Consider the following 14,742-nt stretch of genomic DNA (forward strand, 5'->3'; position numbering starts at 1 on the left):
TTCGACCGGCATTCCTCGTGCACACGGGAAAGCGCGGTCCGACCGGCAATCGCCGGTCCGGGTGGGATCAGCCGGCCGGCAGGTCGAGGGTGGCGACCAGGCCCGGCGCGCCGTCCGCCAGCCGCAGCTGGCCGCCGTAGCCGCCGGCGATGTCCTGGACGATGGCCAGGCCCAGGCCCGATCCGGGCGTCTGCTCGTCCAGGCGCACGCCGCGCCGGGTCACCTGGTCGCGAGCCTCCGCGGGCAGGCCCGGGCCATCGTCGCGTACGGCGATCCGCAGGCGCCCGGCGTCGGCCGCCACCTCCACGCGCACGCCGGCCTCGGCCCACTTGCCGGCGTTGTCGAGCAGGTTGCCGAGCATTTCCTCGAGGTCTTCGCGCCCGCCCGCGAACACCGCATCGTCGCCGGCCACACGTTCGAAGCGCAGGCCGCGCGCGCCGTGCACGCGCTGCATCAGCGCCAGCAGCGCGTCCACCACCGGCGCCACCGGCGTGCGGCCGCGCGGGTCGGCGGCGATGCCGCGGCCCAGGTGCCGATCCACCGAAGCGCGCATGCGCGCCACCTCGGCCTGCACGCGCGGCGCGAGCTGCGGGCCGGGGCGCTCGGCCTCAAGCGCCAGCACGGCGAGCGGCGTCTTCAGCGCGTGCGCCAGGTCCTGCGCGGCGGTGCGGGCGCGCTGCACCGAGCGGTCGTGATGTTCGAGCAGCTCATTGAGGTGGTTGGCCAGCGGCGCCACTTCCGAGGGCAGGCCCTCGGTCGGGAAACTCGCGCTCTCGCCGCGGCGCACGCGCGCGGCGGTATCGGCCAGGCGCGTCAGCGGCCGCAGTGCGAAACCGACCTGCAGGGCGAGCAGGGCCAGCAGCGTGACCGCGACCAGGGCCACTGCGCCGCCGGCGAGCAGGCGGAAATCGGCGGCCTCGGCGCTGAGCTCGGCACGGTCGGCGGCGACCAGGAAGACAACTGGCTGGTCCAACCCCGGGTAGGCGACCGCCTGCACGAGCGCACGCAGTTCGACGTCGCGCGGACCACGCACCTCGCGCACCTGCGGCCGGCCCGGCGCGGTCGGCAGGGCGACGTCGAGGCTGCCGTCCCAGAGCGAACGCGACTGGAACTGGCGGTCGCCGGCGATCACGCGCCAGTAATGGCCGGAATAGAGCCGCGCGTAATGCTGGTCCTCGGGTTCGCTCTGCAGCGCGAAGCCGCCGGCCTCGTCCACTTCGCCCATCACGATCAGGGTCTGCAGCTCGTCGGCGAGCTCGCGGTCGAAGGCCCGTTCGCTCGCTTCGGCGAAGGCCTGGCCCAGCCACAGCGCCACCGCCAGCGACGCCACCAGCACGCCCAGCCCACCCGCCAGCAGCAGCCGCAGGCGCAGCGAGCGGCGGTCGATCACGGCAGCTCCACCAGCCGGAAACCCTTGCCGCGTTCGGTCACCAGGCGCTCTGCGCCGATCTTGCGGCGGATGCGCCCGATCAGCACGTCCAGCACGTTCGAATCCGGGTCGTAACCCTGCTCGTACACGTGCTCGCCCAGCTCGCTGCGGCTGACCACCGCGTCGCGGCGGTGCATCAGGTAGGCCAGGATGCGGTGCTCCTGCGCCGTCAGCGCCAGCACCTCGTCGCGCAGGGTGAAGCGGCCGGCGTTGTCGTCCAGCGCCAGCGCGCCGCAGGCCAACTGCGGATGGGCGTGGCCGCCGCTGCGGCGGATGATCGCGCGCAGGCGCAGCACCAGCTCTTCGGTGGCGAAGGGTTTGACCAGGTAGTCGTCGGCGCCGGCGTCGAAACCCGCCAGCTTGTCGTGCCAACGGCCGCGCGCGGTCAGCACGATCACCGGCAGGCGCCGGCCGTTGCCGCGCCAGGCGTCGAGCACGCTCAGGCCGTCCATGCCGGGCAGGCCCAGGTCGAGCACGGCGGCGTCGTAGGTTTCGGTCTGGCCGCGGAATTCGGCGTCCACGCCGTCGGCGGCGTGGTCCACCGCGTAGCCGGCCTCGGTGAGCGCGGCGGCCAGGCGCTGCGCCAGTTCGGCGTCGTCCTCGACCAGCAGCACCCGCATCAGTCGACCTCGATCTCGACCTCGAGCAGCGCGCCGGTGCGCACGTCGTACTCGAGTTCGCGGATCACGCCGTCGTCGCCGAGGATCTCGACTTCGTATTCGTCGTCCTCCAGCTCCACCTCGAGCACGGTGCCGGGGTGGCGGCGCTGGGCGTCGGCCAGCACGTCGGCCAGCGGCACCATCTCGCCGCGCGCGACGGCGGCGCGCACGCGCTCGTGGTCCCGGTCCGACAGCGTGGACTGGGCCGGGGCCGCCAGGGGCAGCAGGCAGAGCAGGGGCAGCAGGAGCAGGCAGGCGCGCATGGGCGGCAGCATGCCCCAGCGGCCTAACTCTTGGGTGAACGGAGCGATCATTCCCGCGTTAGGCCGGCTCCGGAAACTGGCCCTCACCGCGTCATCCGACGCAGCCCACGGAGACCCCCATGAACAAGACCCGCCTGACGACCGCCCTGGCCCTGGCCAGTCTCAGCACCGCCGCCTTCGCTTCGATCGGCAGCCCGGCCGACGTCACCCGCACCCTCAACGCCGCCGGCTACGCCGAAGTCCGCGAGCTCGAATACGACGACGGCCTGTGGGAAGCCGAAGTCCGCCGCGCCAACGGCCTCTGGGGCGAAGTGGCGATCGACGCCGCCAGCGGCGAAGTGTTCGACGCGATGTCGACGCGCCCGCTGATCGAGCTGCCGCAGGTGCTGGCCTCGCTCGAGCGCGCCGGCTATACCCAGGTGCACGACCTCGACCGCGAAGGCGCGCTGTGGGACGCCGAGGCGCTGGACGCGCAGGGCATGCGCGTCGAACTGCGCATCAGCGGCTACGACGGCCGCATCCTCAACGTCCGCCACGACAACGACGACTGATGGCCGGCCCCGGCCCCACTCCCCCGGGCGCCGCGCCCGGACGGAGCCTGCTGCCGCTGGCCCTGCTCTGCCTCGCCGCCTGTTCGGGCGGCGGGGCCGAGCCGTTTCCGGAGGGCGCGCACCGCGTCCAGGACCGGGCGCTGGCGGAAATGAGCGGCCTGGTCGCCTCGCACCGCCAGCCCGGCGTGCTGTGGAGCATCAACGACAGCGGCAGCTTCGCCCGGCTCTACCGCCTGGGCAGCGAAGGCCAGGCCCTGGGCCGGGTCTGGGTGTCGGGCGCCTGGCTGCATGACACCGAAACCCTGGCGCGCTGGCGCCAGCGCGAACGCGACTGGCTGCTGATCGGCGACGTCGGCGACAACCGCGCGCGCCGCGACCACGTCGTGGTGCACGCCGTGCCCGAGCCGGACGCGCAGGCGACCCATGCGCGCATCGCCTGGTCGCTGCGCTTCCGCTACCCCGACGGCGCCCGCGACGCCGAGGGCATCGCGGTGGACCAGGCCAGCGGCGATCTGCTGGTGCTGAGCAAGCGCGACCAGCCGGCGCGGCTGTACCGCGTGCCGCTGGCCGCCGCGGGCAGCGCCCCGGCCACTGCCGAATACCTCGGCTCGCCGCGCAGTGGCTCCATCGAGGGCGCCGTGACCGGCCTGGACCTGAGCGAAGACGGCCGCGAGCTGGCGGTGCTCACCTACAGCGGCCTGTACCTGTGGCGGCGCGCCGACGGCGAGCACTGGTCGCAGGTGCTGCAGCGCGACCCCGCCGTGCTGGCGCGCCCGGCGATGCGCAAGGCCGAAGCCATGGCGCTGTCGCCGACGCCCGGCACGGTGCTGGTCGGCTCCGAGAAGCGGCCGACGCCGCTGTGGGTCGGTCGCTATTCCGACGCCGGTGCCGGCGGCATGACGGCTGCCCCCTGAGCCGCCGCCGCTTCGGCGGCGGCCAGCTCCAGGTGCAGGATGCGCAGCACCTCGGCGATCGCTTCGTCGTGGCGGTAGACGTCGTGCCCGGTGGCGATCACCAGGGTCGACGCGGCGCTCGCCAGCTGCGTGCTCTCCAGCGGCACCGCGCCATCGGTCTTCGGCTCACGCCCCGGCAGGGCGCCGGCGATGCTGTGGTGCGGGATCCACGGCACCGGCATCAGCTTCTCGCCGGCACGGCGCACCGGCTGTGCGCTTTGCAGCGTGGCGATGGAGTTGAGCGCGCCCAGGCGATAGCTCTCGCGAACCTCTTCCCGCACCGCGTCCGGATGGCGGTTCGCCAGGCGGCGCAGCGCCTGCACCTCGGGCACGCGCCGCCCGACCAGCAAGCGCGTCAGCCGGCCCAGCCAGCCGTCGGCCGTCGGGCTGCCGCGATGCGGTGCGGCGATGAAGATCGCGCGCGTCACACCGGGGTAGGGCGTGAAGCGGAACGTGGCGAGGATGCCCTCGCGGTCCGCGGCCTCGCCCGGCAACTGCTCCGGCGGCACGGTGAACGCGGCGTTCCAGAGCGTGTCGCCGGTGTCCACGCTCAACAGCCGTGACACCACGCCGCCCATGCTGTGGCCGACCAGCACCATGCCGCGGCGCGCCGGGTCGTCGCCTTCCGGATCCAGAAGCTGCCAGGCCTGGTCCAGATAGCCCTGCACGCGCAGGCGCGTCACCAGCAGCGGCGCGTCGGTCTGGTAGACCACGTGCCAGATCTGGAAGCGGTCGCGCAGCAGCGGGTCACCCCAGACCGCGTTGCTGAGCTTGGCCCAGATCAGCGGATTGCTGCCCAGGCCGTGCAGCATCACCAGCGGCGGCTTGCGCGGGTCGTAGTCGCCCAGCACGTAGACGCCGGAACGGCGCCCGATCTCGCGGCCGCCGAGCAGTCCGAACACGCCCAGGTGCGGCAGCGGCGAGGTGCCGGCGCCGTGTGCGTAATGCGCCGAGGTGTCGAGCGCCAGCGGAATGCGGCGCCCGGCGATCCGCAGCGGGCCGGTCACCAGCGGATCGGCGATCAACATGCGCGGCGGCGCATCGGCGTCTTCGCCGGCCTCGAACCAGACCGTGGCCCAGCGGAACACGCCCTCCGGCGGCTGCAGTTGGCAGGCCAGTGCATGCGAACAGCGCGGCGTCAGCGCCGCCACCGGCACGCCGTAGCCCGGCGTCGCGAACCGCTGGCCGTCGAAGATCGCCATCGACACGTCCTGCGCGCGCACCAGGCTCAGGCCGGGGGTGAAACTGGGCGACAGGCCGCGGTGTTCGATCACCAGGTCGGCGTCGCCGACCCGCGCGGGGCCGGCCGACCAGCGGCCGCCGCCGCGCCGCAACGCCAGCGCGAGGAAGCGGTCGGTGCAGTGCGTGGCGAGCGACGCCGCTTCCCTCGCCGCCGACGCATCGGGCGCCGTCAACGCTTGATGGGCCAGCGCGGCGCAGCGGGACCAGTCTCCCAAGGCATTCTCGTTGTCTGCGCGCCGCACGGCACGTTGCGACAGCAGCCGAGCGACCTGCAGCGCCGCCGTCGGCGTGGCCGCGCAGCCAGCGTCCCCGATGCAATGCTCGCCGTCCTCGCGGGTCGGCGTCGGGGCGCCGCAGGCCGACAGCAGCGCGGCAAGGACCAGCAGGCGCAGCAGCAGCGGCATGTTGGCGGGCTCCCCGATACCTACCCGGACGGGCTCGACGACCATAACGCAACGCCCTGGCAGTTCCCTTCCCCCAAAGGGGAGTCCGCGCCCCGGCGCGGCAGCGGCGCCCGTAGCCGACCGGACCGACCGGGATCGGCGGGCCGGCACGACGCAATGCAACGTGGGCTTCAACGCCGGACCACCGGGCAGTATCGTTGACCGGGACGCGGGCCAGGCTGGCCCGACAAGGGAGACGGGCCCCGGTGGAACGCACCATTCGAGACGGCAGGGACCTCACGCCCCTGCGCTACCACCGGGATGTGGTCGACTACCTCAAGCAGCACGAACCCGACATCTGGATCTGGGCAGCGTCGCTGGGCGCGCAGGAGCAGCATGCCCGGGAAACCCGCGACCAGCTTCTGCGCGACAGCTACCGGCTTACGCCCGAGTCGCATCCGCTGCCCTACCGCCTGTGCGCCCTGGCGATGCAGCGGTTGGGCATGGATGCACCCGCGACCATCTACCAGGCCAACGATTACGGCGGAGGCATGAATGCCATGCTGTGTTTCCTGCCCGGCCAGGTGCACCTTCTGTTGCAGGGGCCGCTGCTCGAGCGCCTTTCCGAAGACGAGCTGCTGGCGCTGATGGGCCACGAGCTGGCGCATCACCTGCTGTGGTCGCTCGGCGACGGCGAATTCCTCGTCGCCGATCGCATCCTCCATCACACGCTGGCGGACCCGGGTGCTGCGGCAAGCCACGTCGAGACCTCGCGCCTGTACCGTCTGCACACCGAAGTATTCGCCGACCGCGGCGGCGCCGTAGCGGCGCAGGCGCTGGAACCGCCCGTCTGCACCCTGGTGAAGGTTCAGACGGGTATCGCCAGCGTCGATGCAGCCGCCTACCTGCAGCAGGCCAAGGAACTGGAGACGGCCGATGCCGGCGCCTCGACCGGCCAATCGCATCCCGAGTCCTACCTGCGCGCCCAGGCACTGGAGCGATGGTGGCACGACGCCCCGGACACCGAAGGCTGGCTGCAGCAGCGGCTCCGGGGACCGCTGGATCTTGCGCGGCTGGACCTGACCGCACAGGTCCAGCTGGTGCAGGCGACCCGCACCCTGCTGTCGCACTATTTCGCCGACCCGGCGCTTCAGGCCGAGCGGCTACTGCTGCAGGCCCGCGAGTTCTTTCCCGACTGGTCGCCGGAGCAGCCCCGCCTGCCCCTGCCCTCGCTGGGCCCGGCGACGGCAAACGACAGCATCCGCGATTTCCTGCACAGCGTGATGCTGGACCTGGCATTGGCCGACGCCGACCTGCGCGACCCCGCGCTGCGCCGCGCCCTCCAGGTCGCCGATGACCTCGACAGTCGCGCGGCATTCCTAAAGGCGCTGGCGCGCGATGCGGGGCTGGGCAAACGAGAGATCGACAGACTCGCCAAGGCTCCGGCCAAGGAGCGCGGCCAGTGATCGAGCCCACGAACGACGCGCAGGAAGTCATGCCCGGGATCGATTTCCGCGGCCTGCTGGCCGAGGCCAGCGGTACAGCGCTGCCGATCGACGACGTGCTGCACCTGTCGCTGCCGCTGCTGCGGCAGGTTTCGCAGCTGCACCTGCATGGCAGGGTGGCGGTGCTGGCGCCGTCCGATATCGTGATGACCGACGGCCGGCGCCTGCAGCTTCGACATCCCGACGGCCAGCTGCCACGGCAACGCATCGAGGCCGTGCGCGCGCTCCAGCCGCATCCGGGATCGGGCCTGAATGTCGTTGGCCGGGTGCAGGTGACCAACGACTCCGAATCCGGCCTGCGGGTGGACAATCTGGAGGTGCAGGAGGACCCCTCGGTGCCGCCGGAGCAGCCGGTCTACCTGCCGGGCTTCGGCAGCTGGGAGCTGGCGCTGGGCCATCACGACGAGATCACCGACCTTTTCCTGCTGGGCCAGCTGCTGGCCTGCCTGGCCTGCGGCCTGGACTTCGACGACGCCGCAGACCTGCGCCGCTTCGCCGCGCACCGGCGCAATCTTTTCCATGTGCATCCGCGCCTGAACCCGGTGCTGGCCAATGTCATCGCCGAGATGACCGCGCTCAATCGCCACGACCGCGCCACCGACCTGGCCGAAGTGGTGCGCCGGCTGGAAACCTGGCGCGACCAGCCCGCCTCGCTGGACGTGGACCGCGTGCTTGCCGACGCCAGCGGCGCCAACCCGCGGCGGGTGGCCGTGCTGTCGCACCTTCGCGACCGTCTGTTCGACCTGTCGCGCCGCAATCGCCTGCTGCACTTCCGCGCCACCCAGGGCAGCGTGAACCTGACGATGGCAAGTGTGCCCCTGGTGCTGCAGCTCGAGAGCATCCGGCCCGCACAGCTCTGCGCCTGGGGCGGCGCGTTCGCGGAGGATGTTCTTTCCTGCAAAGCCGTGCCGCTGCAGCGCTGGTTGCGCTTCGATGACCAGCCCTACCTGCCCGGTTCGCTCGACCGCATCGTGCAGGACACGCGCCGCGACCGCGCGGAGTTCGGCTTCAGCCATCTTCGGCTGGTGGTGGCCTTCCTGCGCTGGCACAACCTCAAGGACGCGCCCGAAGACCGCATCGTCTCGCCGATGCTCTGGCTGCCCGTGGAGCTGGTGAAGAAAAAGGGCGTGCGCGACCAGTACGTGCTGCAATGCCAGGAAGAGGAGGCGGAGTTCAACCCGGCGCTGCGTCACTACCTGCGCCAGCTCTACGACATCCGCCTGCCCGACACCGTGGACCTGCGTACCACGACGATCGAAGCCATCCATGCCGACCTGCAGGCGCAGATCCACCGCACCGAGCCGGGCGTTGAGCTTCGGCTCCAGTCCAAGCCGTCGATCGAATTGATCCACCAGAAGGCGGTGCAGCACCTGCGCCAGTTCCAGCGTCGGCGCGGGCGGCAGACACCGGCGGTTCGCGCCGAGGGCCGCCCCGAGTTCAGCTATGCCGCCGATGATTTCCGGCCGCTGGGGCTGGCCCTGTTCCGCGAACGCGTGCTGCCGAGCCCGCTGCCGTTGCGCAACGCCCTGGCCAGCAAGCCAACGCCGCGCCATCCGGAAATGGCGGGCGGCATTGCGGTCGCCGAAAGGGGCACGTTCAGCGTCGCACGTGACGAAGGCCACCGCTTCGCCTGGGATCTGGACCTGACCCAAGTGACGCTGGCGAACTTCAACTACAAGAAAATGTCGCTGGTTCGGGACTACGCCCAGTTGATCGAAGATCAGCCGGACAATGCCGCCTTCGATCGCCTGTTCTCGATCGACCCGCGTCCGGTCGAAACCACGCCGCCGCCACCGCTGCCGGCCAATGAGCAGTGGAACGTCGTGCCCGCCGACGCGACCCAGGCCCAGGCCGTCGGCCTGGCCCGCACCGGCCGCAGCTTCATCATCCAGGGCCCGCCCGGTACCGGCAAATCGCAGACCATCACCAACCTGATCGCCGACTATGCGGCGCGTGGGCAGCGCGTGCTGTTCGTGTGCGAAAAACGTGCGGCCATCGACGTGGTCTTCCATCGCCTGAAGCAATGCGGCCTGGACGACCTGTGCAGCCTGATCCACGACTCGCAGGGCGACAAGAGGGCCTTCGTGGCGGACCTGCGCGCATGTTACGAACGCTGGGTGGCCGCCCCGGTCCAGCGCGACCACCTGGCGGCGTCACGCGCGGGCACGCTGTCGGCCCTGGAATCGCAGCTCCAGCGGATCGAGCACCACGAGACCCTGCTGTCTTCGACGCCAGGATCCCTCGCCTGCCGCGTGCGCGAGCTCGTGCGCCGGCTGGCCGCGCTGCCGACTGCCCCGGACGGCGTGCCGGCCGAGGCGCGCGAGCGGCTGCCCGATTTTGCCACCTGGCAGGCGCATCGCGACCTCACCGCACGCCTGCAGCGCACCGTGCACGAACGCCTGGGCGCTCCCAGCCTGGCCCGGCATCCGTTCCGCTGGCTGAGCGGCGAGGCCGTGGCTGATCCGCTGGCCTTCGGCCGCATCAAGTCGGCGCTGGACGATGTGGAGGCCCAGCTGGCACCGGTCGAGGACCAACTGGACGCCGGGCCATCGTGGCTGGACGCAGACGCCCCGGTGGCCGATGCAGCCGCGCTCGCCGGCCTGCAGCGCGAGCTGGTGGACAGCGGCCTGGCTCGGCACGGCGAGCTGCTGGCCGGCAGCCCGGGGGCCACCCTGGCGCTGCAGCAGCAACGCACCGGGCTTCTGGCGCTGGCGGGCACGCTCGAGCAAGCCAGCGCGGCCGCGGCGAACTGGCGCGAACCGCTCCAGGTGGCGGACACCCAGGCCGCGCTGGGGCTGGCGACACGGCTGGAGCCGTCCGTCCTGCGCTGGCTGCAGCCGACTTGGTGGAAACTGCGTGGAGAGATTGCCCGCCGCTACGACTTCTCCCGACACGCGGTGGCGCCGAGCCTGCGCACCGTGCTGGGCTGGCTTTCGGAGCGCCATGCGGCGGCGCGGGCGCTGCAGCAGGCCAGGCAGGCGCTGGCAGCGCAGTACGGCAGCCCCGATGCGGACCGTTTCCTGGCCGCGGCGGACGCGCTCCAGGCACGGCGCGGAAAGGAACCGCTGCTGGGCCGATGGCTGGTCAGTGTCAGCGAGGCCAGCGACCCGCTGGCGAGCGCGGACCGCGACGCGCGGACTGCCGCCGTGCTTTCGCAGGTCCAGGCCCGTGCCTCCGACGTTCTCGCCATGCCACCGACGCTGGCCATCGGCGCCTTGGCCGAAGCCCTGCGCGACCTGCGCGAGAATCTCGAGGACCTGCCCGACCTGTTGCCGCTGCTGCGCGCCATGCACCAGGCCGGCCAGGCGTATACGAATGCGCTCTGCACGCTTCCACTGCCGCCCGACGAGATGGAGGCTCTGGTTGCAGCCGAGGCGCTGGCGCGCATCCAGCGCGAAGAGCCCGGCCTCGCGCAGTTCGACGGCCAGGCGCTGGCGCGGGCCGTGGCGACCGTCGCGGCGGCGGACGCGCGCCTGCTCGACCAGAACGCCGCCTTGGTGCGAGCAACGCAGCACCAGAAGTTCCTCGACAACGTGCGTCGGTCGTCGCTTTCCGCCACCCAGCTCGACGGCTCGGGCAGGGAGTTCAAGAAGCGCTACTCCACCGGGCGTCGCGAACTCGAACACGAATTCGGCAAGACCATGCGCCATCGCTCGATCCGCGAGATGTCGGGCGGCGATTCGGGCCTGGTGGTGAAGGACCTCAAGCCGATCTGGCTGATGAGCCCGCTGTCGGTGTCCGACACCCTGCCGCTGGCCCCGGACCTTTTCGACGTGGTGATCTTCGACGAGGCCAGCCAGATCCCGACCGAAGAGGCGGTCCCGGCGCTGAGCCGGGCACGCCAGAGCATCGTGGTGGGCGACGAAATGCAGCTGCCACCGACCAGCTTCTTCAGCACCGGCGGCGATGAAGAGGACAACGAGGTGGTTGCCGAGGAGGACGGCGCGCGAGTCGCGATCACCCTCGACGCCGACAGCCTGCTCAGCCAAGCCGCACGCAATCTGCCCGCCACCCTCCTGGCCTGGCACTACCGCAGCCGTCACGAGGCCCTGATCAGTTTCTCCAATGCGGCCTTCTACGACGGCCGCCTGGTCACGATCCCCGACCGCCGCATCGACCAGGTCGTCGATGCACTCGCGCCCTGCCGATCCGACCAGGACGACGCGGGCAGCGTCGGCGCCGACGCACTGCTGGCCACGCCGATCAGCTTCCACGTGGTCGCCGACGGCCTTTACGAGGACCGCTGCAACCCGCCCGAGGCCGCCTACATCGCCCGCCTGGTGCGCGAACTTCTGCGCCGCGAAAGCGGCCACAGCATCGGCGTAGTGGCGTTTTCGGAAGCCCAGCAGGCCGAAATCGAGGCGGCGCTCGAGGCGCTTGCGGCCACCGACGCCGAGTTCGCGACCGCGCTCGAGAAAGAGTTCGTGCGTGAGGACGACGACCAGTTCAACGGCCTGTTCGTCAAGAACCTCGAGAACGTGCAGGGCGACGAACGCGACGTGATCATCCTCAGCATCTGCTACGCGCCGGGCCGGGACGGCCGTATGCTGATGAACTTCGGGCCGATCAACCAGCGCGGCGGCGAGAAGCGACTCAATGTGATCTTCAGCCGCGCCAAGCACCGCATGGCGGTGGTTTCGACCATCCGCGCGGAAGCCATCACGAACGTACACAACGACGGCGCCGCAGCGCTCAGGGCCTTCCTGCAGTTCGCCGAAGCCAGCGCCCGTGGCGAGACCGAGCGCTCGCAGGCAGTGCTGGGTGCGCTCAACCCCGGCGCACAGCAGGCCTTCGCCAGCCAGCCGCCTCGCGATGCGATTCGCTCCGCGATCGCGGCGGCGCTGCGCGCGCGTGGCCACGAAGTGCGCGAACACGTGGGCCGTTCCAGCTTCCGCTGCGATCTGGGCATCGTCGCACCCGACCACGAGGGCTATGCCCTGGCGGTCCTGCTGGACCCCGAGACCCAGACCGACGATCCCCGCCAGCGCTATGTTTTCCGGCCGGCGATCCTGCGCGCCTTCGGCTGGCGCGTGCTCGACCTGCCCTGCCTGGACTGGCTGCGCGCCCCCGAGGCGGTGCTGGCGCGGATCGAATCGCTGCTGGCCGGCGCGAACGAACCCGCGCTGTCGGAGCTCGCGCCCGACGTCCCGACGCCGGCGTCCGCGGCGCCTGGCCCTGCGCCCGATGTCCCGGCGGGCACGGCGGCCGACGCCTCGCGCTCGCTGCTGTTCGAAGAGGGCGGGTCCAGCAAGTTCTGGCGCATCAGCCGCAGCGGCGGCGAGCTCACCATCACCTTCGGCCGCATCGGCACCAGGGGGCAGTCCCTACTCAAGGCTTACGAATCGGTGGAACGCGCGGACCGCGAGATGGCGAAGCTGGTGGACGAAAAACTCCGCAAGGGCTATCTCGACGCAGCCCCCTGAGTGGCGGCCGGGGTCAGGGGGCCGGCTCCGCCTCCTGCACAGTCAGCCCTGCTTCGGCCTTGGGCGCCGGCTGCTGGGCCAGCGCGCGCTCGGGCGGCCCGAACAGCTGCCCCAGCCGCGAACGCAGCGGCTGCGGCCGCGCCGCGTCGCGGAACATGTCGCGCCATTCGTGGAAGGTCAGCGTGATCGGGTTGTGGCTGTCGATCGGCTTGACGATGCCGTACTCGCAGGGCACCGCCGGATCCTCCTCGACGAAGCTGCCGAACAGCTTGTCCCAGACGATCAGCACGCCGGCGTAGTTGCGGTCGATGTACTTGGCATTGCGCGCATGGTGGACGCGATGGTGCGAGGGCGTGTTGAACACCTTCTCCAGCCAGCCCAGCTTGCCCACCGCCTCGGTGTGCACGAAAAACTGGAAGCCCAGGTTGATCGCCACCACCGTGACGATGTGCGGCGGCGAGAAGCCCAGCCAGGCCAGCGGCAGCCAGAACACCCACATGCCCGATACCGGATAGGTCAGGCTCTGCCGGAACGCGGTGGACAGGTTCAGCCGCGGCGACGAATGGTGGGTGACGTGCGAGGCCCACATCCAGCGCACGCGGTGGTGGGCGCGGTGGAAGAAGTAATAGAAGAAGTCCTGCGCGACGAACAGCAGGGCGATCGTCCACCACGTGGTGGGCAGGTCGAACAGGCGGTACTGGTACACGCCCCAGTACAGGCCGATCACCAGCGCCCAGGCGACCGCGTCGGCGCCCTGGTGCATCAGCGCCAGCGCGGCGTTGCTGAGCGTGTCGCGCAGGCTGTAGGCCTCGCGGCCACGGCGCTTCCAGTGCCAGGCCTCCCAGGCGATGAAGCCCAGGAACACCGGCGCCATCGCCAGCAGGATCCACTCGCCCATGCCGTTCCGTTCCGCTCCGCCCCGACCAGGCTCAAGTCTGGACCAAGGGGCGCCCGGATTTACAGCCGGGCCGGAAAAATCAGCGCGGGCCGGCGGCCGCGGTGCCGGGCGCGTCCAGCGACCGCGCCATGTTCTTCAGGCAGCGGTGCATGGCCCGGGTCATGAACAGCTTCAGCAGCAGCGCGGCGACCGGCCACAGCCAGCGGCGCGAGAGCGTGAACTCGTAGTCCCAGCGCACCCGCGAGCCGAATTCGTGGCCGGCGAAGGTCCAGTTCGACTCGCCCCGGTTCACCAGCCACGCGAACGGCGGCCGGAAGCCGCTGAGCGTATAGGCGTGGCGCACCGGCGGATCGTGCGCGGTGATGCGTTCGCTGAGCACGCTGCCGTCGGAGTTGTGCACGCGGCGCTGGCTGCCGACCGCGAGCGGCGCGTGCAGGCGGATGCCGCGCACCGCCGGGATCGGGCCGAAACCGGTGAAAAAACCCGGAAAACGATCGGGGTCGGTGGCGAGGGCGAAGGCCACTTCGGGCGTGCAGGGCAGGCTGCGTTCGGCGGAACAGGTCACGGACATGCGGAGATTTTGGCCGCTGAGTTGGGCGCTGTCCACGGCGTGCGCACCCTACGCCGGCGCATGTGCGCTGCACGCCATGACGACGCCGGGGGCCTACACTCGCGCCATGACCCTGCTTGCCGTCCTGCTGGCCCTGTCCCCGGTCCCGCCACCGCCGGCCGCCACCCGCACGGTGTATCGCTGCACCCGCGGCGCCAGCGTCAGCCTGGCGACGGCGCCGGAACCCGGCTCGCGCTGCAAGGCCATCACCTACGACGCCAACAGCCCGAAGCTTCCCGACCTGTGGGGCGTGCCGGGCGCGCAGCGCGGCGTGCTCTACCAGCGCCAGCAGGATGGACGCACCGTCTACAGCACCCGGGAACTGCCCGGTTCGGTCCGGGTACTGGCGTTTTCGGTGCCGGCGCCGCCGGGCTCGCCCGCACATGCCGGCGTCGCCGACCCCGGCCCGCCGCGGCGCGACGTGTTCGTGCCGGAGTTCCGCTCCGCGGCGCGGCTCACCGGCGTGGACGAGGCCTGGCTGCGCGCCATCGCCCACGTCGAAAGCGGCTACGACCCGCAGGCCGTCTCGCCCAAGGGCGCGCAGGGCCTGATGCAGCTGATGCCGGAAACGGCCGCCGCCTACGACGTGACCGACCCCTTCAATCCCAACCAGTCCATCCAGGCCGGGGCGCGCCATCTGGCCGACCTGATGCGGCTCTACCCGGGCGACCTGGAGCGCGTCGCGGCGGCCTACAACGCCGGCGTCGCCGCCGTGCAGGCGCACCGCGGCATCCCGCCCTATGCCGAAACCCAGGCCTATGTCGCCAAGGTGATCGCGCTGCACGCGCGCTACCGCAGCGGCAAACCCGCGCCGCGCTGAGGCGAC

11 protein-coding genes are annotated in these 14,742 nt (G+C 71.5%); 5 read left to right on the top strand and 6 right to left on the bottom strand.

All coding sequences use genetic code 11. The features are described 5' to 3' along the window. Nucleotides 1-67 precede the first annotated feature (67 nt). The 3 genes from E1B00_RS12440 to E1B00_RS12450 are packed head-to-tail and all read right to left on the bottom strand — an operon-like array spanning nt 68 to nt 2,363. Complete coding sequence (locus tag E1B00_RS12440; RefSeq protein ID WP_139449259.1) at nt 68-1,390, bottom strand: sensor histidine kinase; 1,323 nt, start codon at nt 1,388-1,390, stop codon at nt 68-70. Then, nucleotides 1,387-2,049, bottom strand: coding sequence for a response regulator transcription factor (locus E1B00_RS12445; protein WP_139449261.1), 663 nt, complete (start codon nt 2,047-2,049; stop codon nt 1,387-1,389). Before E1B00_RS12445 ends, E1B00_RS12440 begins: the two co-directional genes overlap by 4 nt. Continuing rightward, on the bottom strand, nt 2,049-2,363 hold the full coding sequence (locus E1B00_RS12450; RefSeq protein WP_246048702.1) for a PepSY domain-containing protein: 315 nt from the start codon (nt 2,361-2,363) through the stop codon (nt 2,049-2,051). The genes E1B00_RS12445 and E1B00_RS12450 overlap by 1 nt, the downstream gene beginning before the upstream one ends. 107 nt (nt 2,364-2,470) lie before the next feature. Here E1B00_RS12450 and E1B00_RS12455 point away from each other — a divergent pair, with 107 nt between their 5' ends. Both E1B00_RS12455 and E1B00_RS12460 read left to right on the top strand, forming a co-directional pair. Continuing rightward, nucleotides 2,471-2,902 (top strand): PepSY domain-containing protein, encoded by a 432-nt coding sequence (locus tag E1B00_RS12455; protein WP_139449263.1) that lies wholly within the window; start codon nt 2,471-2,473, stop codon nt 2,900-2,902. Next, the gene (locus tag E1B00_RS12460) at nt 2,902-3,816 is read left to right on the top strand and encodes a hypothetical protein (protein ID WP_139449265.1); all 915 of its coding nucleotides are present in this window, start codon (nt 2,902-2,904) and stop codon (nt 3,814-3,816) included. The genes E1B00_RS12455 and E1B00_RS12460 overlap by 1 nt, the downstream gene beginning before the upstream one ends. Here E1B00_RS12460 and E1B00_RS12465 read toward each other — a convergent pair. Continuing rightward, nucleotides 3,774-5,501 (bottom strand): alpha/beta hydrolase, encoded by a 1,728-nt coding sequence (locus E1B00_RS12465; protein WP_139449267.1) that lies wholly within the window; start codon nt 5,499-5,501, stop codon nt 3,774-3,776. The two genes, E1B00_RS12460 and E1B00_RS12465, sit on opposite strands and share 43 nt — an antisense overlap. A gap of 245 nt (nt 5,502-5,746) precedes the next feature. Between E1B00_RS12465 and E1B00_RS12470 the strand changes: the two genes are divergently transcribed. Next, nucleotides 5,747-6,946, top strand: a complete 1,200-nt coding sequence (locus E1B00_RS12470) for a M48 family metalloprotease (RefSeq protein WP_139449269.1) — start codon at nt 5,747-5,749, stop codon at nt 6,944-6,946. Beyond that, nucleotides 6,943-12,408 carry an AAA domain-containing protein gene (locus E1B00_RS12475; RefSeq protein WP_220396284.1) on the top strand — a complete coding sequence of 1,822 codons (5,466 nt, stop codon included), beginning with the start codon at nt 6,943-6,945 and terminating at the stop codon, nt 12,406-12,408. Before E1B00_RS12470 ends, E1B00_RS12475 begins: the two co-directional genes overlap by 4 nt. Nucleotides 12,409-12,421: 13 nt before the next feature. Here the strand turns inward: E1B00_RS12475 and E1B00_RS12480 are convergent, their stop codons facing one another. Next, nucleotides 12,422-13,306: a sterol desaturase family protein gene (locus E1B00_RS12480; RefSeq protein ID WP_139449271.1), complete on the bottom strand. Its 885-nt coding sequence runs from the start codon at nt 13,304-13,306 to the stop codon at nt 12,422-12,424. Nucleotides 13,307-13,385: 79 nt separating this feature from the next. Further along, a complete protein-coding gene (locus tag E1B00_RS12485; protein ID WP_139449273.1) occupies nt 13,386-13,877 on the bottom strand; it encodes an SRPBCC family protein in 492 nt (163 codons plus the stop codon). A 106-nt stretch (nt 13,878-13,983) separates the two neighbouring features. Between E1B00_RS12485 and E1B00_RS12490 the strand changes: the two genes are divergently transcribed. Next, the gene (locus E1B00_RS12490; protein ID WP_139449274.1) at nt 13,984-14,736 is read left to right on the top strand and encodes a lytic transglycosylase domain-containing protein; all 753 of its coding nucleotides are present in this window, start codon (nt 13,984-13,986) and stop codon (nt 14,734-14,736) included. The last annotated feature ends 6 nt before the right edge of the window (nt 14,737-14,742 follow it).

Origin of the sequence: Arenimonas terrae (assembly GCF_006265115.1) — a bacterium.
Classification (GTDB): domain Bacteria; phylum Pseudomonadota; class Gammaproteobacteria; order Xanthomonadales; family Xanthomonadaceae; genus Arenimonas; species Arenimonas terrae.

What these genes read in the sequence shown, in the direction of transcription:
- E1B00_RS12480 (WP_139449271.1), bottom strand. Translation starts at nt 13,306, where the DNA reads ATGGGCGAGTGGATCCTGCTGGCGATGGCGCCGGTGTTCCTGGGCTTC.
- E1B00_RS12450 (WP_246048702.1), bottom strand. Translation starts at nt 2,363, where the DNA reads ATGCTGCCGCCCATGCGCGCCTGCCTGCTCCTGCTGCCCCTGCTCTGC.
- E1B00_RS12465 (WP_139449267.1), bottom strand. Translation starts at nt 5,501, where the DNA reads ATGCCGCTGCTGCTGCGCCTGCTGGTCCTTGCCGCGCTGCTGTCGGCC.
- E1B00_RS12455 (WP_139449263.1), top strand. Translation starts at nt 2,471, where the DNA reads ATGAACAAGACCCGCCTGACGACCGCCCTGGCCCTGGCCAGTCTCAGC.
- E1B00_RS12460 (WP_139449265.1), top strand. Translation starts at nt 2,902, where the DNA reads ATGGCCGGCCCCGGCCCCACTCCCCCGGGCGCCGCGCCCGGACGGAGC.
- E1B00_RS12445 (WP_139449261.1), bottom strand. Translation starts at nt 2,049, where the DNA reads ATGCGGGTGCTGCTGGTCGAGGACGACGCCGAACTGGCGCAGCGCCTG.
- E1B00_RS12490 (WP_139449274.1), top strand. Translation starts at nt 13,984, where the DNA reads ATGACCCTGCTTGCCGTCCTGCTGGCCCTGTCCCCGGTCCCGCCACCG.
- E1B00_RS12485 (WP_139449273.1), bottom strand. Translation starts at nt 13,877, where the DNA reads ATGTCCGTGACCTGTTCCGCCGAACGCAGCCTGCCCTGCACGCCCGAA.